Consider the following 25,935-nt stretch of genomic DNA (forward strand, 5'->3'; position numbering starts at 1 on the left):
CGACAAAGATAAAAAATCTATACGTATAAAAAATAAGTAAGTTTCGACGCTACTCAATCATCCCCCAAATTTCCCCCTCAGCTTAGCCAACTGTGCCTGCAAATCTCCGTCTGGCTCATCTGATTGCTGTGGTTTTTGAGGCTGAAAGCTTCTTCGCTCCTGCCTCCTTGGCTCTGGTCGCTCGTCTTTTTTATCACTTGCCTTTCTGGGAGCAGGGCCTGTGGCAAATGGATCGGCTTTCATCGACAGGGCAATCCGTTTTCTGGCGAGGTCAACTTCTACCACTGTCACCATTACCTTCTGCTGTAGCTTAACCGCCTCCGACGGATCGCTAATAAATTTATCGGCCAGGTGACTGATGTGAACCAGGCCGTCCTGATGCACTCCAATGTCCACAAAAGCACCAAACTTGGTCACATTGGTGACGATGCCCGGAAGCTTCATGCCCATTTTAAGGTCGGCCATCTCATTCACTCCATCAGTAAAAGAGAATACCTCGAACGACTCCCTTGGGTCACGACCTGGTTTGGCTAATTCCTCAATAATATCTGTCAAAGTAGGGAGCCCCACCTCCTCAGATACATACTTTTTCAAATCCAATTTCCGTCGAAGCTCAGTGCTCGTCATCAAATCCGTAACGCCACAACCAAGGTCTTTGGCCATTTGCTCCACCAAATTATACCGTTCCGGGTGAACGGCACTGGTATCCAGCACGTTCTTGCCGTCCCTGATGCGGAGGAAGCCAGCGGCCTGCTCATAAGCCTTGTCTCCCAGGCGGGGTACTTTCTTCAATGACTCCCTGTCTTTGAAAGGCCCATTGGCATTCCTGAACTCAACTATGTTTTGTGCCAGTTGCGGGCCCAGCCCCGACACGTAGGTAAGCAGCTGCTTGCTTGCCGTGTTAAGCTCCACGCCAACAGCGTTCACACAGCTCATCACCACGTCGTCCAGCGATTTCTTTAGCTCTGTTTGATCCACGTCGTGCTGGTACTGGCCAACTCCTATCGATTTAGCATCAATCTTCACCAGCTCAGCCAATGGATCCATGAGTCTGCGACCTATGGACACGGCACCACGAACTGTCACGTCCTGGTCAGGGAATTCTTCCCTGGCTACATCCGATGCAGAATAGATAGAGGCGCCACTTTCGTTCACCATGGCCACCAGCACATGCGATGGCAATCCGATAGATTTGATAAACTGCTCGGTTTCTCTGCTCGCTGTTCCGTTTCCTATGGCTACGGCTTGAATTTTATACTTCTCTACCATATAGGCCACTGTCGCAGCAGCCTTCTGCACCGCCTTCTGAGGTTCATTCGGGTAAATGGCCTCAAAGTCCAGCAACTTACCCTGACTGTCCAAGGCAGCTACTTTGCAACCCGTTCTGAATCCCGGGTCGACAGCGAGAATGCTCTTTTGCCCTAGTGGGGCAGCCATCAGCAGTTGCTTCAGGTTTTCAGCAAACACGTTAATGGCCTCCACATCAGCCTTGTCTTTTGACCCCAGCCGTGCTTCAGTTTCCATGCTTGGCTTCAACAAGCGCTTATATGAATCATGCACAGCCTCTTTTACCTGCTCAGCCACCGGATTGCTGCCCTTCACAAACTGTCTTTCAAGCAACAAAGTCGCTTCCTCTTCCGGTGGATACATATCCAGCATAAGGATCATCTCTTTTTCGCCTCTTCTCATAGCAAGCAGGCGGTGAGAGGGTACCTTGTCAAGGGGCTCAGACCACTCAAAGTAGTCTTTGTATTTCTGTCCTTCTTCCTCTTTGCCTTTCATCACTTTGGAGTAGACAACCCCACTGCGATTAAACAGCTCTCTCATCTTCTTTCGGGCATCCGGATCCTCATTCACTATTTCCGCAATAATGTCACGTGCTCCCTGCAAAGCCTCCTCAGCCGATGCCACACCTTTTTCCTCATCCAGGTATTTTTCGGCTTCCCCAGCCAATTCACCAGCTTGTCTTTCAAAGATCCAAAGCGCTAGCGGCTCCAGTCCCTTTTCTCTGGCAATGGTAGCCCTGGTACGGCGCTTGGGCTTATAGGGCAAATAAATATCTTCCAGCGATGACATGGTTTCGGCTGCATCAATTTGCGCTTTCAGCTCATCAGTCAGCTTGCCCTGCTCCTCAATCGACTTGAGGATGGCCTCTCTTCTTTTGTCGAGGTCACGCAGTTGCCCAATTCGGTCACGTATTTTCGCAATAAAAACTTCGTCGAGGCTTCCTGTCCTCTCTTTACGGTACCTGGAAATAAAGGGAACGGTTCCGCCTTCGTCGAGAAGCTCAGCGGTAGCTACGACCTGTTTTGGGGAAATGCTTAATTCAGCTGCGATTTTGAGGTAATGTGCCTGGCTCATGTCTTCCTTGACTTCTGATTAGGGTCTGTTAAATACGTGTTTTGCTCAAAGTGATTTTCGAAATTACTCGAAACAGGGCTCGAAAATAAAGGCTTTCGGAATCAAATGAAGACTTTTTTTGTATTGATTGCTGCGGAGACTAAAAACCTGCTGACTCCTAATGAATTAAGACAACATGGATAAGAAAAAGAAAAGGGAATTTATTGAATGGGCTGTTATTCTGGGAGTTATGGCAACGCTTTATTTCACTGGCTTGCATACGGAAGTCATCGGCACATTGCAAAGAGGTATTCTGGCTACTGGCGTCATGTCGCCGAGCGAGCCCGAAAGTACGCTGTCACTCACAGAATCGGATTATCGATTTCAGCTTGAAGACCTGGAAGGGAAAGTTTCTTCTTTTAGCGACCTAAAAGGCAAAACCGTTTTCATCAATCTTTGGGCAACCTGGTGCCCTCCCTGCATAGCAGAAATGCCGGAAATCCAGGATCTTTACGACAAAGTCGGGAGCGACAAAGTGGCGTTCGTTATGATTTCGCTGGACGACGAGCGAGAAAAGGCGATTAAATTTATTCAGAAGAAGGAGTATACTTTCCCGGTTTATACTTTGGTAAGCGGGCTGCCAGCTGTTTTTCATTCCCAGTCGATACCCACCACTTTTGTGATAGCGCCCGATGGCCATGTGAAAGTGCAGCAGTTTGGCATGGCTAGCTACGACACTGAGGACTTTAGAAACTTGCTATTGAGCTTATAGCTGCTGCAAAGCCAGCACGTTTCCAAGGTTGAAGGCCGTTCTTTCTATATTAATAAGCGTGTTGGCCATTGCAGTCTCCAGGCTCTCCGGCTGATTCCCTACAGGCAGTAGCGCCAAAAATCTTCTGAGCTCGCTATCGGGAATTTCCCGTGGAATACGTCCCGCCAGGCCAACTACAGGTTTGCGATGCTTCTCTGCCATTTCCAACAGCACAAACGGCCCTTTGCCCTCCGCTGTCTGCTCATCAAGGCTGCCTTCGGCCGTGATCACCACATCAGTTTCCTTGATCGCCTTGTCCATTTCCAAAAGCTCCAGTATAAACTCCGCCCCCGGCTTCAGCTCAGCATCCATCCAGCCGACCAGCCCCGCCGAAATACCACCGGCAGCGCCCCCTCCTTTCACACCTGTGACATCTACCCCCCTATGCTGCCTGATAAGGTTGGCCCAATGAGCCAGTCCATCATCCAGTTGAGCTACCTGCTCCGGCGATGCCCCCTTTTGCGGCCCGTATACCGCTGCAGCTCCCAGAGGGCCTGTCAACGGGTTACTAACATCGCACAGCACAGTTATATGCAACCCTGTCAAACTTTTTGGCTCAACAACCTGAGCTATGTGTTTTAACGCTCCGCCCGACCCGGCGAGCTCTTTTCCGTTACTGTTAAGAAATTTATAACCAAGGGCGGTGAGTATACCCATCCCACCATCGGTGGTTGCACTGCCACCAATACACAATATAATATGTGTAGCCCCAAGGTCGATTGCCTCCTTCATCAGCTCCCCCGTACCAACGCTACTTGCTTTCATGGCATTTTTTTCTGTCCCGGAGAGTAAGCGAAGGCCCGAGGCATCGGCCATTTCAATGATAGCCAGCTTTTTGTCGGCTATGTACCCAAAAGGTGCCATCAACTTCCGTCCCAACGGATCCGATACTTCTTTCTTGAAAATCTCCCCTTGTAGCGCATCAACGAGGATAGGCAGGGTGCCGTCGCCACCATCGGCTATTGGCTTGCAAACTATTCTGGACTGACATTTACTTTTTTGAAGTCCTTTCTTGATGGCCTCAGCGATATCGAAGGCTGTAGCAGCGCTTTTGAACGCATTGGGAGCAACAAGTATTTTGAGTGCCGGCATTTAATTATCCGGCCTGTGTTCGTCTTCTTCAATTTGACCCGGAGTAATATACTGGATCAGCTTGCCAGTGTTCTGCGACACCTCTTTCCATGAATCCATGGGAAAATGAATTTCAACAAGACTACCCGGTTCCATGTTTCCCACAGTTTCGCCTGTCAGCAGCTCTGCCATATAACTAACGGTGGGGTTGTGTCCAACAAAAAGCACACTTTGGCAATTTACATCCAGCTCATTCACAATTCTTAAAAAAATTCTCACCGAGGCGTCGTACAGTTCCTGGTCTTCCTGAATTTCCTCCGCCGGATACTTGATTTGTTCGGCAATAGTTTGCGCAGTTTGAAAGGCACGAATAGCCGAACTGGTAACCATTAGGTTGGGGACTAAATCATGCCGTTTTATGTACATACCGGTATGAACTGCCTCTCTTTGGCCTGACCTGGTGAGATACCTTTCGATGTCTTTTGACCCATGGTCGGCCTCTCCTGCTTCGGCATGTCGGACAATCAATAATTTCTTAACCATTCTCTTATAACGTGGTTAAATAAAAGTCAGTATGGCAGGGGAAATATAGCAAAACGAACCTACCAATATCCCCGTCATTTGATTTTTTTGTTTTTTTTTAAAGATATTTGACCGCCTCACCAATTTGGTAGAAAGGAAAAAACCCAGAGAAATGTCGAAAAACCTTGTAATAGTCGAGTCGCCTGCAAAGGCAAAAACAATTGAAGGATACTTAGGGAAGGACTATTCAGTTACGTCGAGTTACGGCCACGTTCGTGACCTGCCCAAGGGAGACAAAGCGATTGATATCAAGAACGGTTTCAAGCCGACTTACGAAATAACGGCCGACAAGAAAGATGTCATCAAGCAGCTGAAAAAGTTATCGAAGGAAGCTGAGATGATTTACCTGGCTAGTGACGATGACCGTGAAGGAGAAGCCATTTCGTGGCACTTAAAGGAGGCGCTGGATCTGAACGAAAAGAACACAAGGCGGATCGTTTTCAGGGAAATTACCAAGAAGGCGATTGACAATGCCATACAGAATCCAAGAGGTATTGACATTGACCTCGTGAATGCCCAGCAGGCCCGCAGAATACTTGACCGCCTGGTAGGTTTCGAGCTTTCGCCCATTCTCTGGAAAAAAATCAAAACTGGCCTCTCAGCTGGCCGGGTGCAATCTGTGGCCGTCCGACTTGTGGTAGAGAGAGAAAGAGAAGTTGAGCATTTCAATTCTGAGTCTTCTTTCAAAATTACGGCCAATTTCCTGCTTGCTGGCGGCAAAGTGCTAAAGGCAGAGCTTGGTAAAAAATTCAAGACTGAAGCCGAAGCTCAAGCGTTTCTTGAAAAATGTAACGGCGCAGAATTCTCTATCAAGAACCTGGAGAAAAAGCCTACCAAGAGATCTCCCGCCCCTCCGTTTACTACGTCAACACTTCAGCAAGAGGCCAGCCGTAAGTTGAGTTTCTCGGTGAGTCAGACCATGACCATTGCTCAGCGACTTTATGAATCGGGTAAAATCTCGTATATGAGAACTGACTCGCTCAACCTGTCAGAGGAAGCCGTTAGCGGAGCCACCAACGAGATCAAGTCTTCGTATGGCAATGATTTTGTTCAAAACAGAAAGTATAAAACCAAGTCAGAAAGTGCTCAGGAAGCTCACGAAGCCATCAGGCCTACCGACTTCTCAGCACACACCGCCGGTGCCGAAAGAAATGAACAGCGGCTTTACGACCTGATCTGGAAACGAGCGATCGCCTCTCAAATGGCGGATGCGCAAATAGAAAAAACAATCGCTTCCATTGCCATCTCCACTACAGATGAGGTATTGACTGCCACCGGAGAAGTGATCCAATTTGAAGGTTTCCTTAAAGTATACATCGAGTCGACCGACGACGAGGAGGATGAAGAAGAAGCTAAAGGAATGCTGCCGCCATTGAAGGTCGGTGAAAAGCTGACTTTGAGGGAAATAACTGGCAAAGAATCGTTTACACGCCCGCCTACCAGGTACACTGAAGCAAGCCTGGTAAAACAGCTGGAGGAAATGGGCATAGGCCGTCCGTCGACCTACGCACCAACCATTTCCACCATCCAAAAAAGAGAATACGTTATTAAGGAGTCTCGTGACGGCAAGGAGAGGAAATACCGGGAGCTGACGCTGGCCAACGGCAAAATCACGGCCAAAACAGGTACTGAAAACTATGGTGCCGAAAAAATGAAGCTCTTCCCTACCAACCTGGCCATGGTGGTCAACGACTTTTTGGTGCTCCATTTCCCGAACGTGATCGACTTCACTTTTACTGCCCGGGTAGAAAAAGAGTTTGACGACATAGCGTCTGGCAAAGTGGAATGGCAAACTATGATTGACTCCTTTTACGGTAAGTTTCACCCAAGGGTAGAAAGCACCGAAAAGGTTGACCGGTCGGAAGTAGGTGCCAGCAAAGAGCTGGGCACTGACCCGGCCAGCGGCAAGAAGGTGACTGTAAGGCTCGGGCGTTTTGGCCCTCTGGCACAAATAGGTGAGGCAACAGAAGACGAGAAGCCCAAATACGCCAGCCTGAAAAAGGGGCAGCTGATGGAGAATATAACATTGGAAGATGCCCTTGAGCTGTTTAAGCTCCCCAGGGAAATCGGGATGTTTGAAGAGGAACCAATGGTGGCTGCTATCGGCAGGTTTGGCCCGTATATCCGTCACAAAAGTCAATTCTATTCGCTTACCAAAGATTTTGACCCAATGACGGTCACTGAGGAAGAGGCTGTATTGATCATCAGGGCTAAGAGAGAATTGGAGGCCAACAGGCTCATTAAGAAATTCACTGAAAACGAAGAAGTTCAGGTGCTAAACGGTCGTTTTGGCCCTTACATCAAGTTTGGCAAACAGAACGTGAAGATCCCTAAAGGTAAAGAACCCAAAGAGCTTACCTACGCCGAATGTGTGGAGTTGGCCGAAGCGGCGCCTGCCAAAAAGGGGGGATTTAAGAGAAAGCCCAAATAGCGTAAACGAACATGAAAATCGTATTCTTTAGCACCAAATCGTACGACAAAGAATACTTCGAAAAAGCCAACAAGGAGTTTGACTTCATATTCATAGAAGCATCTCTGGATCCCATCACGGCAGTGGTCATTCCAGAGGGAGCAGTTGTTTGCTGTTTTGTGAACGACACGATCAATGAGCAAGTCATTGAGGTGTTGAAAAGTAAGAAGGTTCTGCTGATAGCTCTCAGGTGTGCCGGGTTCAACCAGGTAAACCTGGAAGCCGCTGCCAAAGCCGGCATCAAGGTGGTGAGGGTACCCGCCTATTCTCCTCACGCCGTGGCCGAGCATGCGGTCGCATTATTGCTTGCCCTGAACAGAAAAACGCATAAAGCATACAATAGAGTGAGAGAGGGCAATTTCTCGCTGGAGCGTATGACCGGGTTCGATGTTTTCGGCAAAACCGTTGGAGTGATTGGCACCGGTAAAATTGGGGCCACCTTTGCCAGTATCATGCTGGGGTTTGGCTGCCGGGTCATTGCCTGCGATCCCTTCCCAAACACGGAACTGACTGAGAAGGGCATTGCGTACTACCCATTGAATGAGCTACTGGCTCAGTCTGATATCCTCTCGCTTCACTGCCCGCTGACACCTGAAACACACCACTTGATAGATGAGAAAGCACTGGACCAGATCAAACCGGGAGCCTTTTTAATTAACACCAGCCGGGGAGCACTCATCGACACACCTGCTACTATCGATGCATTGAAAAGTCGTCGGCTTGGCGCCCTGGGCATCGATGTTTACGAGCAGGAGGAGCACCTCTTCTTTCAGGACTTCTCCGATGTCATCATCGACGACGACGTTATCTCCCGCCTGATGACCTTTCCCAACGTGCTGATTACAGCGCATCAGGCTTTTCTCACAAGTGAGGCGCTGGAGCAAATAGCCCAGACAACTCTGCAAAACATAAGATGCTTCAACGAGGGGCAGCCGCTGGTCAATGAAGTGACTTTGCATAAAAACTAGCGTCCAACACAGCGGAGCTCTGATCTCAATTACTGATTTTTTTTCATTTCCGATCTCCGCATGGGCATTGAGTCGATCAGATCGAAAATTGCAGCCTGCGAAACTGATGTGTGCTCCTTTAGTTTTACCCCACCATCTTTTCCTATCAAAACAACTAAAAAGTCCTCATTAGCCGGATTAAACCTCTGCTGCAAGACAGCGGCATCTCTGGTGTTAATTAATTTTCCTCCAATTGACCCTTTTGACCCGTCGGCAATGGTTCCTGACACAAGGTCACGATCATCAAACTCCTTTCCATCCTTTTTCAACACCGCCAGTTGCTGAGCGGCAACGGCAGCGTTTTTTTCGGAATGAAAGACAAGAATGACCCTGTTTTTCCAGGCAAACTGCTCAAGCGGGTCGCCGGACTTCTCTCCCCCTAAGCCAATTGCCAACATTAAAGCGAATGCTATGTATCCCATCAATAAATAACCAGACGCTATTGTTTTTTGTTATCAACCAGCTTCTGCCACACATTCAATCTCCACCAACGCATCCAGGGGTAGCCTGCTCACCTCCACTGTGCTCCTGGCAGGCTGATGCTCTCCAAACACTTCTGCATACACTGCATTCATGGCAGGAAAGTCCCGGAAGTTTTTAAGAAATACTGTCGTTTTCACCACGTCGGCCAATGACAAACCCTCTGCTTTCAGCACCGCCGACAAATTCATCAGTGCCTGCCGGGTCTGCGGCCCTATCTCCCCTTCAACCATTTTGTTGGTGTCGGGCACAATGGGTGTTTGCCCCGAACAGAATATGAGGCCTCCGGATCTGATCGCCTGCGAATAAGGGCCTATGGCCTTGGGTGCCTCGTCTGAATGTATTTTCTTCATGTTTGCTCAATAATTTAGACCAATCTATAAAAATCTATTCTTGTTTTAACTAATCCACCCTGCATCTCGTTATCTTTCGGAAATGGCATTCTTCGATCAGTTATATCAGAAATTATTCAATAGCCGGGGCAGTGAAACTTCGATCATCCTTCATGAGGTGATTGTAAGAAATGAAAAATACCTGCAAGGCTATGAGCAATGGAAGTTGGATGGCCGTGCCACCAAAATGATTTCGGACTACAGCCGCTCCTACCATTTCAAAAAATCAGGAATTCAAAGTGAACCCAATGTGCACGTGTTTGCCTCCTCGGCGTCAAACGGATTTGCGCTGACATACTCGCCAGATTTCGATAAGCCGGAGTTTCAGTTTCTGTTCGACTACCTGGCGGAAATCAGCAAAACCTTGGGCTACAGGCAGGTAAACAGCGATGTGACGATCACGGAGAAGAACGACACGATTGAAACCAGAGAGAAACACTACCTAAAACCACCTATGGGTACTACTGATCAGCTATCCAAACAACTTTTTGGTAACATTCTTGTGGAGTACATAATGATTGATGATCAGCCGAGCTATATTAAGCTACTGGCTAATATCTACTTCGATAGACAATATGAGCCGGCTGAAGACCATAGAGAATTGATCTCACATTTGTTTTCTATCGACTGATAAACTTAAAACCGTTATAAATCTCAAAACAATGAAAAGAATTGCTCACAGAATTACAGGCTTTAACATTTTAATGATTGCATGCTTCTTGCTGCTCACATCTTCCAGCCAGTTGCTCCCCACCAACCTGAGAATCACTGTATTGAATAGCCTTGGTAATGCAGAAGAGGGTGTTACGGTAACCCTTTATGACACCGAAGACAACTACATAGAAGAAAAGAACCCTGTGCAAGAGTCGCAGTTGACCGATGCAAAAGGACGAGTAACGTTTACCAAACTGCAGCCAAAGCCTTACTTTGTTGTGGCCAGAAAAGGAGACCTTGACAACAATGGTGAAGGTGCTGAAACAGCTCCGCTACAAGAAGGGCGAATGAACAAAGTAAACATTGTGATTCAGTAGACCGGATGTCCCGAAAAGAACTGATCAGCCTTTTGAGCCATTACGAAACGCTCCATTCAAGTGAGGTTCATTACGCTCCAAGGTTTGTATCTCTTCTTCAAAACTTCTTAGGTTGTTTTCGGAGAGATTTGGTTTCAGGCCATATCACCGGCTCTGCCTGGGTAGTTTCTCCATCCCTCGATCAGGTAGTACTGTTGCACCACAAAAAGCTCAACAGATGGCTGCAACCAGGCGGTCATGCCGATGGTGAAGAGGACATATTGAAAGTTGCCACCAAAGAACTCGAAGAAGAAACAGGGCTTAGTACCTATAAATGGATCACCAAAGATATTTTTGATATCGATATTCACCTTATTCCTGAAAGAGGCAACGAGCCGGCTCATTTTCACTACGACATCAGGTTTATCGCCATGGCAGATGCGTTAGCTCCGCTTATTATAAACCATGAAAGCAGAGATGTAAGGTGGGTGCCCTTGTCGTCTGTTACTGAAGAAACAGGTTTTGAAGAATCAATTCTCCGGATGGTTAAAAAAACACTCAAGCTAAAGGCATCGCTAATCTGACACAGTGAAGTTGATATGAACAAAAGGATTCCCCTTATCTCCGCACTGCTACTAGTCTGCGGCGTCCTTTCGATTTACTTTTTAGGAAAGTGTTCAAACGACGGCGACCAGCAGTCGCCTGAAGTGCTGACCACACCATTTACGCCCACCAGCCTGGGAGTCGAAGAAGATCCGGATGCCAGAGCCAACTTTGAACGCATGATGCTGGCGGATCCGTTGTCAGGAGCAATCCCCGCAGGTATTCACAGCAAGGCCCTCAAGTTTACCCGACAGCTCCCCACAAGCAGCGAAATGAAACGGAGTGGTCTTGCGAGAACCAAGGAAAGGGCCTACATCCCACGAGGACCCTACAACGTCGGCGGACGTACCCGGGCGCTGGCCATCGACCGCAGCAATGAAAAGGTAATTCTGGCGGGAGGCGTTTCCGGTGGATTGTGGCGAACTGAAAACGAGGGGATTATATGGAAAAGAATCACGCCAACCGAAATGATCAACAGTGTGAGTTGCCTGGTGCAGGACACACGGGCTGGCCACACCGATACCTGGTACTTCGGCACGGGCGAATATTCCCTTTTCAACTCAGCCAGAGCGAATAATTCCACACCGTACAGAGGCGACGGTATTTTCAAATCGATCGACAAAGGGCTCACCTGGCAACCACTGAGTGCTACTGTATCGGGGGATGTCACCACTTTTGGAAGTCCTTTTCAGTATATCTACAAGCTGGCCATCAATACGGCCAACAGCAATGAAGACGAGCTGTACGCCGCCACCATTGGAGGCATCATCCGCTCTGCCGACGGCGGTGACACCTGGGCAACTGTGCTGGGTGCAGACTTGCTGAGCGAGCCACCCGGTACCGATTTGAATGACAAAACCTTTCCGTTCTTTAGCGACGTGTCAGTTACCAAAAACGGGATTAAGTATGGAGCATTGAGTACCACAAGCAATGCCGACAACAACTGGGCAAAAGCCGGCATTTACAGATCAGAAGATGGACTATCCTGGGTCAACATTACCCCCACAGGGTTTCCAGTGCAATACAGACGAATAGTCATCACACCGTCGCCTTCCAACGAAAGAGTCATCTACTTTTTAGTTGATGCCGCCGCCACTAACCTGTGGAAAGCCACCTACCTGCCTTCTGGCAATAAGTATATTTGGGAGAACCTATCGGCCAACATACCAGACTTTGGTGGCAGAGTGGGTGAGTTTGACACCCAAAACGGCTACAATATGCTACTGGAGGTTCACCCAACTGATGAAAACATCGTGTTCATGGGCGGTACCAATCTGTTTCGTTCGTCCGACGGCTTTAAAAGCAAGGACAACACCGAGTGGATTGGAGGATACGACCCGGAAAACAATGCCAGCCAGTACCCAAACCACCACGCCGACCAGCATGTACTCGCCTTCTACAGCGCTGATCCGGCAAAAATGCTTTCTGGTCACGACGCCGGCGTGTCGATTACCTGGAGTGGACTGTCGAAAGAAGTCAACTGGCTAAGCCTCAACAATGGCTACCTGACTTCCCAGTTTTTCACCATCGACATCCCCAAATATGAGTACAGCGACCTGATGGTGGGCGGCATGCAGGACAATGGCACTTACCTGAGAAGTGCCCCCGGCGAAAACCCGCCATGGGACCAGGTTTTTTCCGGAGATGGCAGCTATTGCCAAACCACATCAGATGGCACATTTTGGTATGTGTCGGCACAAATGGCGCAAATCTACCGGCTTACGTTCAATACTAAATTCGAACTCACCGGCTATGCCAGGGTAGACCCAACAAATGGGGGGCTTGACAGCGACAATGGCTACCTGTTCGTGAACCCTTTCAGGCTTGACCCGGGCAATAACAATATCATGTTCCTGGCCGGTGGAAACATCATTTGGAGGAACTCAAACCTAAGCCAGATCACTAACGGCTCGCAGGAAAAAACGAGCACTAACTGGCAGCGAATCGAGTCGTCGGTTATCCCCGAAGGGCAAATTACAGCCATGGAGATAAGCACCACGGGAGAAAAATGGCTACTGTATGGTAACAGTACCGGCAGGCTTTTCAAGCTGACTTCAGCAGGAGACACAGCCTTTGATATGGAAGAAATTACAGGTGCTGATTTCCCGCAAGCGTTCATCAGCTCCATTTCCATTGACCCTTCCGATCACCACAATATCATGGTGGTCTTTTCCAACTACGGCATTCCCAGTATCTTCTTTTCAGACGATGGTGGCCTTTCATTCACCGACATAAGTGGTAACCTGGAAGAGCATCCGGATGGAACGGGAAATGGCCCCAGTGTCCGTTGGGGGCAGTTGATCCCCATGCAAGGTGGTGAGCTAATGGCTGCTGTTGGCACCGGGTCGGGGCTTTACGCAACCGAAGCGCTATCGGGAACCGCCACCACCTGGGCCAGAGAAGGCTCCGACGTGGTTGGCTACAGCGTAGTACCTATGCTGAGCTACAATCCGCTTGACGGGCGACTGGCGATTGCCACCCATGGAAATGGCATATTTGAAACTTTTATATCCGATCATTTGGTGATCGAAAGACCGTCGTCTTCTGAGAAATTTATTGTCGGTGCCCCCTACCCCAACCCTTTCACTGATTTGATTAGCATTCCCTTCGAAATACCAAAAAAACAAATTGTGAAATCCATCATTTATAATGCCGCCGGCCAGCAGATCAAAACGCTTGTTTGGGGCACACAGTTTGAAGGGGCCACTACTATGACATGGGATGGAACGAACGTGACGGGCACGGCAGTGGTGGATGGAGTTTACTTTTGCCGGATACAATTGGCCTCTGGTGAACAAAAAACTGTCAGGCTGATACTCAACCACTAAAAAAAAGAAACCCCGGCAGACAAAATCTGCTCGGGGCCCACCATCAACCTTAATTAAACCTTAAAGAACCTAATCAATTGGATCGTTTTCCATTTGATTAATTAACTCAAAGATAGAGCGCAGCAATGATACTATTCAGGCATTAAACCTGGCGATATTATACATGTAAGTTTTGGTACAAAAAACAATACTTGCATGCCTTTCAGGAAGATAACGCATCAGAATAGTGCTATGAAAGCAAAGAACTGATGTAAGTATTTCCTTATTTTCTACAAAATATTGGGCGATTAATCGTAGGTAGCGCTAATTCATACCTTTGAATAGTCAAAAGTCCATCAGGGGTATCTGCAAGATATTCTTTTTTTTATCCTATTTGGAGCTAATCAGCACCAACATAAAGGCGATGACCATAAGCCAAAACTTGTAGGCAGCGATAGCAGGGATAATAACAATACTCAATTCACCCAAAACAAGTAGCAGCACAACGAGTACGGCGATTAGTTTTATGATAGATCTGGTTCTTTGACTCATAGCTTTAAAATATTTTTTGCGTGTAATTTAATACATCACGAAATAAACAGAATAATTGTAGATTCGCAGTATCTGATGAAATTTCATGGCAGAAATAGGGATCGATATAGACAAAGCAAAGTCCTTTCTGGACCAGGGGCAACTGATAGGGCTGCCCACTGAGACCGTCTATGGCCTTGCTGGCAACGCATATAATGAGGCCTCGGTGCTTAAAATATTTCAGGTAAAAAACAGGCCCTCCTTCGATCCCCTTATCGCACACACCGACAGCCTCGAAAAAGTTAAGACGTTTGTTAAGGACATCCCGGATGTAGCGCTTGACCTCGCTGAGGCATTTTGGCCCGGCCCACTTACGCTGCTGCTTCCAAAGAAAAAAAGGATTCCGCTGCTGCTTACCTCCGGATTAAAAACTGTGGCGGTGCGAATCCCCGATCACCCGCTCACTACAGAATTGCTGGAGAAGCTTGATTATCCGCTGGCAGCACCCAGCGCCAATCCATTTGGCTACGTAAGCCCCACCACGGCACACCATGTGCAGGACCAACTTGGGGAAGCCATTCCATACATCCTCGACGGGGGGCCTTGCCGTGTCGGTATTGAGTCAACCATTATCGGGTTCGAAAACAATAAGCCGGTTGTTTATCGCCTGGGTGGTAAGCGAATTGACGAAATAGAAAAGCTCATTGGCACAGTGCGCATAAGAACCAATATGAGTTCCGACCCTGCCGCACCAGGCATGTTAAAAAGCCACTATGCGCCGACAAAAAGGGTAGTTGTTGGCAACCTGGAAGAGCTGATCCCCAAATTAAACCCGCTGAAAGTGGCGGTTATTTCATTTCAGAAAGACTTTCCTGAAGTGCCCGAAAACAACAAGTTTATCCTGTCGAAGGCGGGAAACATTGATGAGGCAGCTGCCAACCTATTTTCAGCCATGCGAAAAATGGATAAAACTGCTGCGAACTGCATTATAGCTGAATACGTGCCGGAAATCGGTTTGGGGAAGGCCATCAATGATCGTTTGAAGCGTGCCCAGGCATAGGGCAAAACGAAAGACCCGGCGAACCTCTTTCAAACTCGCCTAAAAAAAGTAATTTTACAGCTATCATTAGCCCACATTCTCGAGCCAATTTATTTCCCTGGTTTTAAAAATTAAAAACCTTTTATGATAACACTAGATAAGTACAATTTTAAAGGAAAAAGAGCGCTAATACGGGTCGATTTTAATGTGCCCCTCGACAAGTCAAACAATATAACGGACGACAATCGACTAAAGGCAGCCATTCCAACAATCAATAAAATAATAAAGGATGGTGGGTCTGTTGTGCTCATGAGCCATTTGGGTCGCCCAAAGGAAGGCCCTGAAGAAAAATTCTCGTTGAAGCATGTGGTAGCCTACCTGACTGAAGCCCTAGGAACGAAGGTTCAGTTTGCAGATGACTGCATTGGCGAAGCGGCTTTCAAAATGAGTGCCGCTCTGCAACCAGGAGGTGTTTTGTTACTTGAAAACCTGAGGTTTTACAAGCAGGAAGAAAAAGGTGATGCGGAGTTTTCACAAAAGCTGGCTAAGCATGGCGACGTTTATGTAAACGACGCTTTCGGAACTGCTCACCGGGCGCACGCCTCCACTACCATCGTGGCCAACTACATGAAGGACAAGGTGTGTGGCTACGTGATGCAAGCAGAGCTTGATAACGCACAGAAGGTGCTTGAAAATGCCACCAAGCCATTTACGGCCATTATGGGTGGTGCTAAAATTTCCGATAAAATACTGATCATCGAAAGACTGCTCGATACAGTTGATCACCTCATTATTGGCGGTGGCATGTCCTACACGTTCTTCAAGGCCATGGGTGGGCATATTGGCAAGTCACTGGTGGAGGAAGACAAGCTTTCGCTGGCCAAGGAGCTGATTCAGAAAGCCAAAGAAAAAGGTGTTGAGCTTCACTTGCCTATCGATTCGATAATAGCTGATAACTTCAGCAACGACGCCAATACAAAAGTGGCCAACAACCACTCTATACCCGACGGCTGGATGGGTCTTGACATCGGGCCTGAGGCAACGGCCATCTTCTCGAAAGTGGTAGAATCGAGCAAAACTATTCTCTGGAACGGGCCTATGGGCGTATTTGAGATGGAAAAGTTTGCGAACGGAACAAAGAAAATTGCCGATGCCGTTGTAAAAGCAACAGGCAATGGCGCTTTTTCTCTGATTGGCGGAGGCGACTCCGCTGCTGCCGTTAACACATTGGGCTATGGGGACAAGGTAAGTTATGTTTCAACAGGTGGAGGAGCCCTTCTTGAGTTCATGGAAGGCAAAGAACTTCCGGGCGTAAAGGCCCTTCAATAGTGCCACACCCTGAAAATAAATGAAAAAAAGGCGGCTTTAAAGCCGCCTTTTTGTATTTTCGTTTACCACAGACCTTAATTATTTCCTTAAAGTGCTTTAACCTACAAAAAGACTGCTTTATAAAGGTGAAATCACTTGTCCTCTTCTTTATCACTTTCATTGTTTCGGCCAATCTTTGGGCTGACTCTGTTTATTTTCCCTCCGACAAAAGTCGAGACAGCTTGATCAACCTGCTCCAAACCAGTGAAAAAGAGCAGCTTGTGGACGTGCTCAACAAACTTTCACTGTATTACAATATATCCGACCCCTCAAAAGCCAGCGCTTATATACAGCAAGCAAAAAGCTTGGCCGGGGAGCTTGACTACAAAGCAGGTCTGGCCTTCGCAACAAAGGAGGAAGGCATGATGAAGTTAAATAATGGAGAAATCATTCCAGCCCTGACGTTGCTTGAGCAGGCCAGAAATATTAGCGTTGAGATCAATGACTATCGGCTCATTGGCGAATCGTTGCATTGCATTGGTCTTGTCTACTCTGCCTTTGGCTTCCATGAGTACGCTTTGAAATACCTCAATGAGGCCATGGATGTCTACCGCAAGGGAAATGAAAATCAGCTAATAGCCTATTGCTACTACGATGAGGCAGCTGTTCATGTAAAAAACAAAGAGTTCCAAAAGGCGCTCGACAAGGTGCAGGAATGTGATCAATTCAGCCTTAGCAATGGCGTCAAAATTGAGGGCGGTCTCTCCCACATTCTATTGGCCGACATATACGCTGGCCTGCACAAAGACACGCTGGCCCTCGAGAACTACAAGTTGGGGCTGGTGCTGATAGGAAAAGAGAACTTATCACCAAGAATCAACGCAGCCGGACTCAGGGCTTTGGGGAAATTCTATCTGGAAAAAGGTCTTTACAAAGAGGCTAAGAAATCCTTTTTTGAAGCAAAAACCGTCATTGACGAGGGCACCAACGATATTGAAAAGGGAGAAATAATGCTGGACCTGTCCAGTGTTTGCCTGAAACAAAACTACCTGAGAAGTGCGCTTGAGATGATCGACTCTGCGCTCATACAGAGCGAGAAGACCAAGGCCATTGCCCTGCTGACCAGGGTACTCTTCACCAAAGCCGAAATCCTTAAAAAAATGGGGTTGGAAGGGCCTGCCCTAAGGGATATTTCAAGGGCTTACACCCTTCAGGATTCAATTAACTCGGAAGGCTACAAGAATTACATCGCCGATATGGTGGCCTCTTTCGAAATTCAAAAATCCAACCTTAAAATCAAGGCCCTCAACAATCAACTTGAAGCTACACAGGGGGAGTTGGCAAGCACCAGCACCTTGTCACGGTATTACCTTGCCGCTACACTTTTTTTTGTGGCCCTGCTCGCATTCATTGCTTTTGACCAGCTAAAGCTAAAAAAGATCACAAAGAAGCTCTATGCTGTTAACGAACAAGTGAACAACCAAAATATCGAGTTGAAGAGGCTTGATGACGAAAAAAGTGACCTTATTAAGCTGGTGGCACATGATATGCGCAGCCCCGTAAATAATATTGTTTCCATTGCCGGACTGCTGGAGCATGAAGCTACTACTGCCGAAGAGAGAAAAGAATATGTACAGCTGATAGAATCCATCTGTCAGCGAATCAATAGCAGCATTTCAAAATTCCTGGGCAGAAATGAGCACGCTTCGCCAGCCAGCAGGATACCAGAGCTTGAGATGGTGAGCATCAATGATTTGATAGTTGAAACAATGAGCGAGTTTAGCCCAAAAGCTGCGTCGAAGGATATCGAGTTGTTATTTACGCCATCAGACAATAAAAATGAGGTATTAACTGACGGCGACTACATCTCGCAGATACTTTCCAACCTTTTATCCAATGCCATAAAATACTGCCAGTCGGGTGCCACGGTAAGTCTGGAGTTTGCCATGCAGCTAAAGCATTGCGCCATCATCGTGAGAGACAATGGGCCGGGCATTTCTAAAGAGGAACAATTGACTTTGTTTGACAAATACACCACCACCAGCAATAGGGCAACTGGGAACGAGTCGTCCACAGGCCTTGGTTTGTCCATCGCAAAAAAGCTAACGCTGGCACTGGGAGGGGATATTCAGTTGGAAAGTGATATTGGCAGAGGCTGCGAATTTATTGTTAGTATTCCAACAATGGAAAATAGCCACGTGCCTCAGGCAACGGTGTTGGCTAAGTGAGCATCAGCTTGCCTACTTCGTTGTATCGCACCTTTTCTTCATCCAGCAAATGCCTGATCCCGTACATTCTCGCCTCCTTTGTCTTGCCAGAATGCCCCTTCATTAGTTGTTCCAGCGACACCTGATTCTTTCCAATTTCATCCATCAGCTGTGTCAGTAGTTTATTGAAGTCATTTTCCGACTGAAGAATCTTCTTTTGCCTGATGCAATAGTCGCACATCCCGCAGGGGATGTCATTTTCTTCACCAAAGTATTCCTGAATCACCTGTGTTCTGCACCTCACTTCCTGCTGTAGGTATTTTACCATCGCCTCCACCTTACCAATCAACTCTTCTCTTCGCTGCGCCAGGCGTTGTTTGTCGATGGAAAGCTTGGCGGCATCCTGGCGGGGCGTAAGGAACTGCACCTGTGGCGAGTCTTTCATTTTCTCGTACACAAAGGCCCCCTGTGTGTCCAAATACGTCAGCTGCTTTACCACTTCAGCCCTCGTGCAATTGGCAAGTCTGGCAATGTCACTTTCGGAAATTGTCGTCAAATGAGCGAACACCTCACCACCAAAAAGGCGGAGTGCAGCCTTGATCACGGGATCCAAATTGGCATTGGCCACCTGTATTTTATAAAGCTCCTGCTTGTCGACCTGAGCAAACAGCCTCGATGGCTGGTAAAAGCTCTCTGTCAGCTGGATCAGCCCTTCCTCCTCCAGTTTTTTCAGCGCAGCAAAGGCTTCAAACGCATTCAGCTGGTACGTTTTGATGAACTGTTCATAGTCAAAGTCGAACGATACAAACTGTGAACTGCCCACCGCCAGCTTGAAGTAGTTGGCCAGTGCCTGGTATACCTTTTTGAGGTACTCTACCTCCGGCAATGAGCGAAGGGTGCGTTCCTTCAGTTCCCTGACGTCCGCTGCCAGGTAAATCACGACTGCGTAAGCAAGCTTCTCGTCACGGCCTCCCCTGCCCGCTTCCTGATAGTAAGCCTCGAGGCTGTCAGGAATATCGACGTGGATCACCACCCGCACATCGGGCTTGTCGATGCCCATGCCAAAGGCATTGGTAGCCACCATCACCCGCACTTTGTTGTCGATCCAGTGGGTTTGCCGGTTGGCCCGCTCCATGGCGTTCAGCCCCGCATGATAGTAGGAGGCAGATATGCGGTTCGACATGAGCCATTTGGCAAGCTCCTCCGTGCGCTTCCGGCTTCTTACGTACACCACGGCCGACCCCTGCACATTGGTGAGTACCTCCAGCAGCTTCCTGCCTTTGTCTTCTACCTTAAACACCGAGTAGGACAGGTTCTTTCTGGCATAGCTCTTCATAAAAACAGCCGTCGCTTTCATCCTCAGCTTGTCCTGTATGTCCTGCTGCACTTTCAGTGTGGCTGAGGCGGTGAGAGCGATGAGTTTGGCGTCGGATATTTTCTCCCTGAAATCGGCTATTTGCAGGTAGGGAGGCCTAAAGTCGTAGCCCCATTGCGAAATGCAATGCGCCTCATCAATGGCCAATAGCGACACCTTCATTTTGGCTGCCCGCTCAATGAAAATCTCCGTCAGCAGACGCTCCGGCGACACATACAAGAACTTGATGTTACCGTAAATGCAGTTGTCGAGAATGATGTCGATCTCTCTTTTGCTCATGCCTGAGTAGATGGCCTCGGCTTCAATTTCCCGCTTTTGGAGTTGAAACACCTGATCCTTCATCAGGGCAATGAGCGGTGATACCACGATACAGATGCCTTCCATGCACATGGCCGGCACCTGAAAGCAGATAGACTTACCACCGCCTGTGGGCAGGAGCGCCAGTGTGTCCTTGCCGTCGAGCACACTTTGGATGATGTCTTCCTGCAAAGGCCGGAAGGCATCGTATCCCCAGTATTGCTTTAATATGTCGGCTGGCGCTTTCACTTTTCGAAGATACCTATTGCAAAAGCTTAATGGCAGTGAGGATATAAATATCGTTGCTCACCCGCTGGTCGATGGGCAGCTTCGCCATCGACTCACTCACGGACGGCTCCTGCTGCACCAGAAAATCGGGTAACACACCGCTGGCCTGCCACGACCGCCCTACAGGTGAGTACATAGCGCTGCTGATGAACTTGACCCTGTACTGGTTTTCGAGCGTGTAGGTGGTTTCAATTACCCCTTTGCCAAATGTTTTGGTGCCAATGATGGTGGCTCGCTTGTGATCCTGCAAAGCAGAAGCGATGATTTCGGCCGCAGAGGCCGTATTTTTATTGACCAGTACCACCACTTCAAAGTCGAACGGTGCCTCCCGGTCGGCCACAATCGGTGTGGCCTTGTCGCTGCGGGCCACTGTGCGCACAATAATATTATTCTTATTTAAAAATAGATTGGCAATGTTCACCCCTTCGTTCAGCACCCCGCCCGGGTTGTTACGCAAGTCGAGCAGTATTTTCTTTACCCCCTGCTCTTTCAGTTTTTGCAAGTCGGCAGCCAGCTGTTGCGTAAGCCCCTGCGACACATTTTTAATTTCTACAAGGGCCGCTGGCCTCCCCGGAAGTACAGTCACTTTCAGGTCGTTGGAAGGAAAGACGGCTCTTTTCAGCTTTACCTCCATCACGCTGACATCCCGGATGACTTTCAAGGTAGCGTCCGAGTTGGCCGGCCCGTCGAGCAGATCGTTGACGAAGGCCAATGTTTTGCCCTTCAGTGCCTCGCCATTGATGCGCACGATGCGGTCGTACACTTGCAGCTTGCCCACGGCAGGCGAGTCTTCCAGCACCTCTGTTACCGTGAGGCTGCCGTCGTTGGTGTTGAATGTGCTGTTGAAGCCAAGCGACACCTTTACACCCTTGAGTGAGTTCAGAATGTTTTCGTACTCCTCCGGTGTCCAAATCTTCGCCAAGTCGGGGTTCTCTGGCGGAGAGATGTGACGCAGCATCCCCTCAATGGCGGCCCAGTAGAGCGCCTGGTCTGTAACTTCAGCGGAGTAGTAGTTGCCAAGAATCAACTTCCTTACCTCATTGAAAGTCTTTTCCGGGTCAGCAAAGTCGTGAGTGATTGTTACCGGAAAAAGCGGAGCAATGGCGTTTTGGGCCAAACTAACGGAAAAGCTGATGAGAAAGGTAAACAACAGGACTAAAGGACTTTTCATGATGATGCGCTTGAATCTTGAGTAAGAACAAACCTAAAGCTAAGGACGGGAAGGTAGAAGAACCAGCACTAGCCGCTGCAAATAATCAAATAGCAAGCATCAAAAGACAAAACTCAAAGAACAAATAAGCACCAAATACAAAGATGAAAGCCTCAAACGCAGATCAGATTTTGAATATTGCGCTTTGAAGATTGGAATTTATTTGTCTTTTGGCATTTGAGTTTTGGGTATTGCGCTACCAGGTGATCTTCTCTTTGTTCAAAAACGCTGCCATACCTCTCTTGCAGTCTTTGGTCGAGCGGGCAACAGCGTTTTGCTCGGCGGCATACTGCAGGGCGTCAACAATCGACATCTGTTGCACTTCTGCCATCATTTGTTTGGTCATGCCCATCGACTGCTCTGAGTTATTGGCAATCAGTCTGGCCGCCATTTCCTCCACCCTGCCTGCAAGCTTATCGGCGGCGACTACTTCATTTACAATACCCAGCTCCCACGCCTTTTTGGCATCGATCAGCTGGCCAGTGAGCAGTAGCTCCCTTGCCTTTGCATCTCCCAGCTTCCGCACCAGAAACACCATCACAATGGCTGGGATGAAGCCGATCCTGACCTCTGTGTAGCCAAACTGGGCCTCGGGCACAGCGTACACCATATCGCACACTGTTGCCAGCCCACAGCCACCGGCAATCGCAGGGCCCTGCACCTGAGCAATTACTACTTTGGGGATGGTGTAGATCATTTCAAACAACTCCTTCAGGTGGATGCTGTCCTCCAGGTTTTCTTCGTAGGTATTGCTTTGCAATTGTTGGAGGTAGGCGATGTCGGCGCCGGCACAAAAAGAAGTGCCTTCTGCTCTCAGAATGATCACCTTCACTTTGGGATCGTAGGCGGCTTTTTGAAAAGCTTCCTTCAGCTCGGCCACCAATTCATAACTCAGCGCATTTCTCTTCTCAGGTCGATTGAGAGTGATCCACGCCAGGCGCTCACCAGTCTCATATTTTATCAGGTCCATGTTGTTGCTCTTTGCCGTGAATTTAAAGAGTGGATGGAAGGACGCAAGGTATGAGGGGAAAAAATTACCGCTGGCAGCCCGGAAATCGCCTAAATATGGGTTCCTCAATTTTTTTATCTCAAAAACAGAAACATATAATCAAAAGACCCGTATCATATATCATCTCACAAATAGAAAGATATAATGAAAGGCTACTTAGGAGAGTTTGAAGAGCTGGTATTGCTAACCATTGCCAACCTGGGCAAAGAGGCCTATGGGCTGGGCCTTATCAGGGATATTAACGAAAGAACCAGCAGAAACCTCAGCATGGGTGCGATGCATTCGACCCTCACCAGGCTTGAGGAAAAGGGCTATATCACTTCATTTCTTGGGGAACCTACCAACGAGCGGGGTGGCCGCAGAAAGCGATACTTCGAGCTAACCAGCGCCGGCATAACGGCCTTGAGTGAAATGAAAGCGCTGCGGGATGAACTGTGGGCCAACACAAAAGTGAAATTGTCGCTATGAAGAACTCCCAGCACCCCTCCCCTCCCGGTTTTGCCAAAAAAGCTTTTGCATGGTGGGCCAAAACGGCCGACACAGAAGACCTGCTTGGCGATTTGGATGAAGACTTTCTCTACAATGTAACCGAAAAGGGAAAGCTTCATGCCCAACTCATTTACTTCAAACAGGCAGCCTCCCTTGCCTTTTCTTACACACTAAGGAAAAGAAAAGATGCTGCCGCCTATTCTCATTATTACTCAGGAAACTCCCTTGCTATGATCAGGAACTACTTCAAAATCGCCATCAGAAACTTTTCCAAGCAAAAACTTTTCACCAGTATCAACATCATTGGCTTAGCACTTGGCATGTCCATCTGCGTGCTGGCCTTGTCCATTGGCGTGTCCATTTTCAGGTTCGATGAATTTCAAGAAAACAAGGACCGCATCTATCAGGTCAACACCTCGATAGCCGACAAAGAGGATACCAGGCTGTATGCGTCTACCTTCAATGCCACCGCTGATTTTATGAGCGAAAAATACCCGTTCGTTGAAAAGGTGGTAAAAGTCAAAGAGGGATTCAGCCCCGAGGTGCAGCACAAGGGCAACTCTATGCACTTCAATGGCTACTTCGCTGATGCAACATTTTTTGATGTATTTACCTTTCCACTGCTTAGCGGCGATGCGAAAACTGCTTTGACAGAGCCCTTTAGCGTGGTACTGACCAGGTCGACGGCCGAAACGTTGTTCAAAAACGAAAACCCTGTCGGGCAGGTGCTTGAGTCCGACTACGGGCAGCTACACGTAACCGGCGTAATAGACGACCTGAAAGAAACGCATTTTTACTTCCAGTTGCTCACTTCCCACCAAACATTTGAGCAAATAAACAGCCAGGCTCGCCTGAATACTGACTGGGTAAATTTCAGAGACAACTATCTGTACTTACTGCTAAAGCCCGGAACCAACGAAGCCACTTTGAACGAAGCCCTGGCCCAGGCATCTGCGCAAGCCGCCTCCTTTCACCCAAACCAGCAAATAAATCTCCAGGCTACACGGTTGAGCAACGTTATCCCCACGTGGGACATCAGCAATGGCCTGGGTGTGGGCTGGGATTTGCCCAGTTTGCTCTTTTTTATGGCTATTGGCTGCCTCATCCTCTTGCCGGCTATCTTCAACTATACCAATCTGTCTATTGCCCGGGCGCTGAAAAGAGCCAAAGAAATTGGCATAAGAAAGGTGGTAGGTGCAGGTCAGCGGCAGATAAAGATGCAGTTCATCGTTGAAACCATTCTACTGACCTTCCTGGCACTGCTCGGGTCGTTGTTTGTTTTCTACTTCATCAAACCAGAGTTTCTCGACATGGTAATGGCCGCTGAGTCTTTGGACACGTCATTCGGCTTGATGCTGGTGATATCCATAACCGTGCTTGCCTTGGTCATTGGCTTATTGGCTGGAATCTTTCCGGCCCTGTACTTCTCAAGGCTCAATCCGGTGGATACCCTAAAAGGAGAGGTCAGAAACAGGTCGGCCAACGTTTCGGGGATCAAAAAGGGGTTGTTTGTCTTTCAATTCTTCCTGTCGCTGGTCTTCATCATCGGCGTGGCCGCCATCGGCAAGCAGTATGCCTATGTGTTTAGCTATCAACATGGCTTCAGTTCGGACAATGTGCTCGCTGTCCCTTTTCAGGGAATCGACAAGCAAGTGCTGCTCAACGAATTCAAAGCGCACCCCGATGTGAAGTCGGTGACAGCAGCTTCCAACCTGCCCGGCGTTTTTCTGCCAACACAACTCGGGGTGACCCCCAACAAAGTGGACACCCTGCCTGTGAAACAGGTCTTTGTTGGCGACGATTTTGTGGAGCATCTGCATATGAAACTCGCCTGGGGAGAAGGGAGGCTCACTGCCTCCAATCAAAATGAAGAGCAGGTGCTGGTCAATCAGGCATTCATTCAGGCGATGGGCGTTTTCGAAACGAAGAGTGACTCCCTGGCCTTTACATTGGCAGATGGCACCCAGTGTCGGGTGGTTGGTGTTTTGGAAGACTTCAACTTTGAGCCGCTGAACGAGTATATCAGCCCTCTCGTGTTCAGGTACTCACTGGACAACAGCAACTATGCGCTGCTCACTGTCAATTCCGCAGATATCACACGCACGATTGATGGCCTGGATGCCATCTGGATGAGCATCGACCAAAAGTCCTCTTTTGAAGCTACTTTTCTGAACGATGAAATTGAAAAAGCGTACTACTTTATGACGGCGCAGATCAAGATTTTCAGCTACCTGAGCGCCATGGCCATTACCATCTCCTGCCTCGGCTTGTTGGGAATGGTGGCCTACACTACCGAAAACAGAACGAAGGAAATTGCCATCAGAAAAATTATGGGTGCCACCAACAAAAGCCTTTACTACGCCCTGACCAAAGATTTTGTGAGACTGATTGTGATCTCCGCCATGCTGGCCATCCCGTTCTCTTACTTTTTCTACGACTACATCTTCCTTCGCATGCTGCTCAGGTACAGCAGCGGTGTGGGCGTCATTGAAATTGTGGCAAGCGTGCTGTTTCTCTTTTTAATTGGCTTTGCATCGATCTACTGGCAAACCTCGAAGGTTGCAAATACCAATCCCGCAGATAGTTTGCGATATGAATAGGAGTCGCCT

At 48.3% G+C, this 25,935-nt stretch carries 21 protein-coding genes; 12 read left to right on the plus strand and 9 right to left on the minus strand.

From position 1 onward, the window contains the following. Positions 1 to 57: 57 nt before the first annotated feature. Complete coding sequence (locus GC130_RS16565) at positions 58 to 2,361, minus strand: Tex family protein (protein WP_151999455.1); 2,304 nt, start codon at positions 2,359 to 2,361, stop codon at positions 58 to 60. Positions 2,362 to 2,536: 175 nt separating this feature from the next. Between GC130_RS16565 and GC130_RS16570 the strand changes: the two genes are divergently transcribed. Continuing rightward, positions 2,537 to 3,112 carry a TlpA disulfide reductase family protein gene (locus GC130_RS16570; RefSeq protein WP_151999456.1) on the plus strand — a complete coding sequence of 192 codons (576 nt, stop codon included), beginning with the start codon at positions 2,537 to 2,539 and terminating at the stop codon, positions 3,110 to 3,112. Here GC130_RS16570 and GC130_RS16575 read toward each other — a convergent pair. Beyond that, complete coding sequence (locus GC130_RS16575; RefSeq protein ID WP_151999457.1) at positions 3,107 to 4,243, minus strand: glycerate kinase; 1,137 nt, start codon at positions 4,241 to 4,243, stop codon at positions 3,107 to 3,109. The two genes, GC130_RS16570 and GC130_RS16575, sit on opposite strands and share 6 nt — an antisense overlap. Next, the gene (locus GC130_RS16580) at positions 4,244 to 4,765 is read right to left on the minus strand and encodes a histidine phosphatase family protein (protein WP_151999458.1); all 522 of its coding nucleotides are present in this window, start codon (positions 4,763 to 4,765) and stop codon (positions 4,244 to 4,246) included. It abuts the gene before it with no gap. A gap of 151 nt (positions 4,766 to 4,916) precedes the next feature. Between GC130_RS16580 and topA the strand changes: the two genes are divergently transcribed. Continuing rightward, complete coding sequence (gene topA / locus GC130_RS16585) at positions 4,917 to 7,235, plus strand: type I DNA topoisomerase (protein ID WP_151999459.1); 2,319 nt, start codon at positions 4,917 to 4,919, stop codon at positions 7,233 to 7,235. An 11-nt stretch (positions 7,236 to 7,246) separates the two neighbouring features. Continuing rightward, complete coding sequence (locus tag GC130_RS16590; protein ID WP_151999460.1) at positions 7,247 to 8,242, plus strand: 2-hydroxyacid dehydrogenase; 996 nt, start codon at positions 7,247 to 7,249, stop codon at positions 8,240 to 8,242. A gap of 29 nt (positions 8,243 to 8,271) precedes the next feature. On the opposite strand, the gene GC130_RS16595 is transcribed toward GC130_RS16590, so the two are convergent. Beyond that, positions 8,272 to 8,679, minus strand: coding sequence for a DUF4174 domain-containing protein (locus tag GC130_RS16595; protein ID WP_193217885.1), 408 nt, complete (start codon positions 8,677 to 8,679; stop codon positions 8,272 to 8,274). A 57-nt stretch (positions 8,680 to 8,736) separates the two neighbouring features. Beyond that, on the minus strand, positions 8,737 to 9,114 hold the full coding sequence (locus GC130_RS16600) for a RidA family protein (protein ID WP_151999462.1): 378 nt from the start codon (positions 9,112 to 9,114) through the stop codon (positions 8,737 to 8,739). Positions 9,115 to 9,196: 82 nt separating this feature from the next. On the opposite strand from GC130_RS16600, the gene GC130_RS16605 reads away from it, so the two are divergent. The 4 genes from GC130_RS16605 to GC130_RS16620 are packed head-to-tail and all read left to right on the plus strand — an operon-like array spanning position 9,197 to position 13,594. Beyond that, a complete protein-coding gene (locus GC130_RS16605; RefSeq protein WP_151999463.1) occupies positions 9,197 to 9,784 on the plus strand; it encodes a hypothetical protein in 588 nt (195 codons plus the stop codon). Positions 9,785 to 9,815: 31 nt separating this feature from the next. Continuing rightward, positions 9,816 to 10,184 carry a carboxypeptidase regulatory-like domain-containing protein gene (locus tag GC130_RS16610; protein WP_151999464.1) on the plus strand — a complete coding sequence of 123 codons (369 nt, stop codon included), beginning with the start codon at positions 9,816 to 9,818 and terminating at the stop codon, positions 10,182 to 10,184. A 5-nt stretch (positions 10,185 to 10,189) separates the two neighbouring features. Further along, positions 10,190 to 10,747 (plus strand): NUDIX hydrolase, encoded by a 558-nt coding sequence (locus GC130_RS16615; RefSeq protein ID WP_151999465.1) that lies wholly within the window; start codon positions 10,190 to 10,192, stop codon positions 10,745 to 10,747. 15 nt (positions 10,748 to 10,762) lie between these two features. Next, entirely contained in the window at positions 10,763 to 13,594 is a 2,832-nt protein-coding gene (locus tag GC130_RS16620) for a FlgD immunoglobulin-like domain containing protein (protein WP_151999466.1), read from the plus strand. Positions 13,595 to 13,963: 369 nt separating this feature from the next. Here GC130_RS16620 and GC130_RS28635 read toward each other — a convergent pair whose 3' ends face one another. Further along, positions 13,964 to 14,125 carry a hypothetical protein gene (locus GC130_RS28635; protein ID WP_193217886.1) on the minus strand — a complete coding sequence of 54 codons (162 nt, stop codon included), beginning with the start codon at positions 14,123 to 14,125 and terminating at the stop codon, positions 13,964 to 13,966. Between the two features lie 85 nt (positions 14,126 to 14,210). Here GC130_RS28635 and GC130_RS16625 point away from each other — a divergent pair, with 85 nt between their 5' ends. The 3 genes from GC130_RS16625 to GC130_RS16635 all read left to right on the plus strand — a co-directional run bounded on the left by GC130_RS16625 (position 14,211) and on the right by GC130_RS16635 (position 18,679). Next, positions 14,211 to 15,164: an L-threonylcarbamoyladenylate synthase gene (locus tag GC130_RS16625; protein WP_151999467.1), complete on the plus strand. Its 954-nt coding sequence runs from the start codon at positions 14,211 to 14,213 to the stop codon at positions 15,162 to 15,164. A gap of 123 nt (positions 15,165 to 15,287) precedes the next feature. After that, positions 15,288 to 16,472 carry a phosphoglycerate kinase gene (pgk, locus tag GC130_RS16630; RefSeq protein WP_151999468.1) on the plus strand — a complete coding sequence of 395 codons (1,185 nt, stop codon included), beginning with the start codon at positions 15,288 to 15,290 and terminating at the stop codon, positions 16,470 to 16,472. 125 nt (positions 16,473 to 16,597) lie between these two features. Next, on the plus strand, positions 16,598 to 18,679 hold the full coding sequence (locus GC130_RS16635) for an ATP-binding protein (protein WP_151999469.1): 2,082 nt from the start codon (positions 16,598 to 16,600) through the stop codon (positions 18,677 to 18,679). Here the strand turns inward: GC130_RS16635 and GC130_RS16640 are convergent. The 3 genes from GC130_RS16640 to GC130_RS16650 form a co-directional block, all read right to left on the minus strand. Further along, positions 18,672 to 20,579: an ATP-dependent DNA helicase RecQ gene (locus GC130_RS16640; protein ID WP_151999470.1), complete on the minus strand. Its 1,908-nt coding sequence runs from the start codon at positions 20,577 to 20,579 to the stop codon at positions 18,672 to 18,674. The genes GC130_RS16635 and GC130_RS16640 overlap by 8 nt on opposite strands. 13 nt (positions 20,580 to 20,592) lie before the next feature. Next, positions 20,593 to 21,789 (minus strand): S41 family peptidase, encoded by a 1,197-nt coding sequence (locus GC130_RS16645; RefSeq protein WP_151999471.1) that lies wholly within the window; start codon positions 21,787 to 21,789, stop codon positions 20,593 to 20,595. 235 nt (positions 21,790 to 22,024) lie between these two features. Then, a complete protein-coding gene (locus tag GC130_RS16650) occupies positions 22,025 to 22,798 on the minus strand; it encodes an enoyl-CoA hydratase/isomerase family protein (protein ID WP_151999472.1) in 774 nt (257 codons plus the stop codon). A gap of 183 nt (positions 22,799 to 22,981) precedes the next feature. Between GC130_RS16650 and GC130_RS16655 the strand changes: the two genes are divergently transcribed. Both GC130_RS16655 and GC130_RS16660 read left to right on the plus strand, forming a co-directional pair. Then, complete coding sequence (locus GC130_RS16655; protein WP_350128439.1) at positions 22,982 to 23,305, plus strand: PadR family transcriptional regulator; 324 nt, start codon at positions 22,982 to 22,984, stop codon at positions 23,303 to 23,305. Beyond that, on the plus strand, positions 23,302 to 25,926 hold the full coding sequence (locus GC130_RS16660) for an ABC transporter permease (RefSeq protein ID WP_151999474.1): 2,625 nt from the start codon (positions 23,302 to 23,304) through the stop codon (positions 25,924 to 25,926). Before GC130_RS16655 ends, GC130_RS16660 begins: the two co-directional genes overlap by 4 nt. Positions 25,927 to 25,935: the final 9 nt, after the last annotated feature.

Origin of the sequence: Imperialibacter sp. EC-SDR9, assembly GCF_902498805.1 — a bacterium.
Taxonomy (GTDB): Bacteria; Bacteroidota; Bacteroidia; order Cytophagales; family Cyclobacteriaceae; genus Imperialibacter.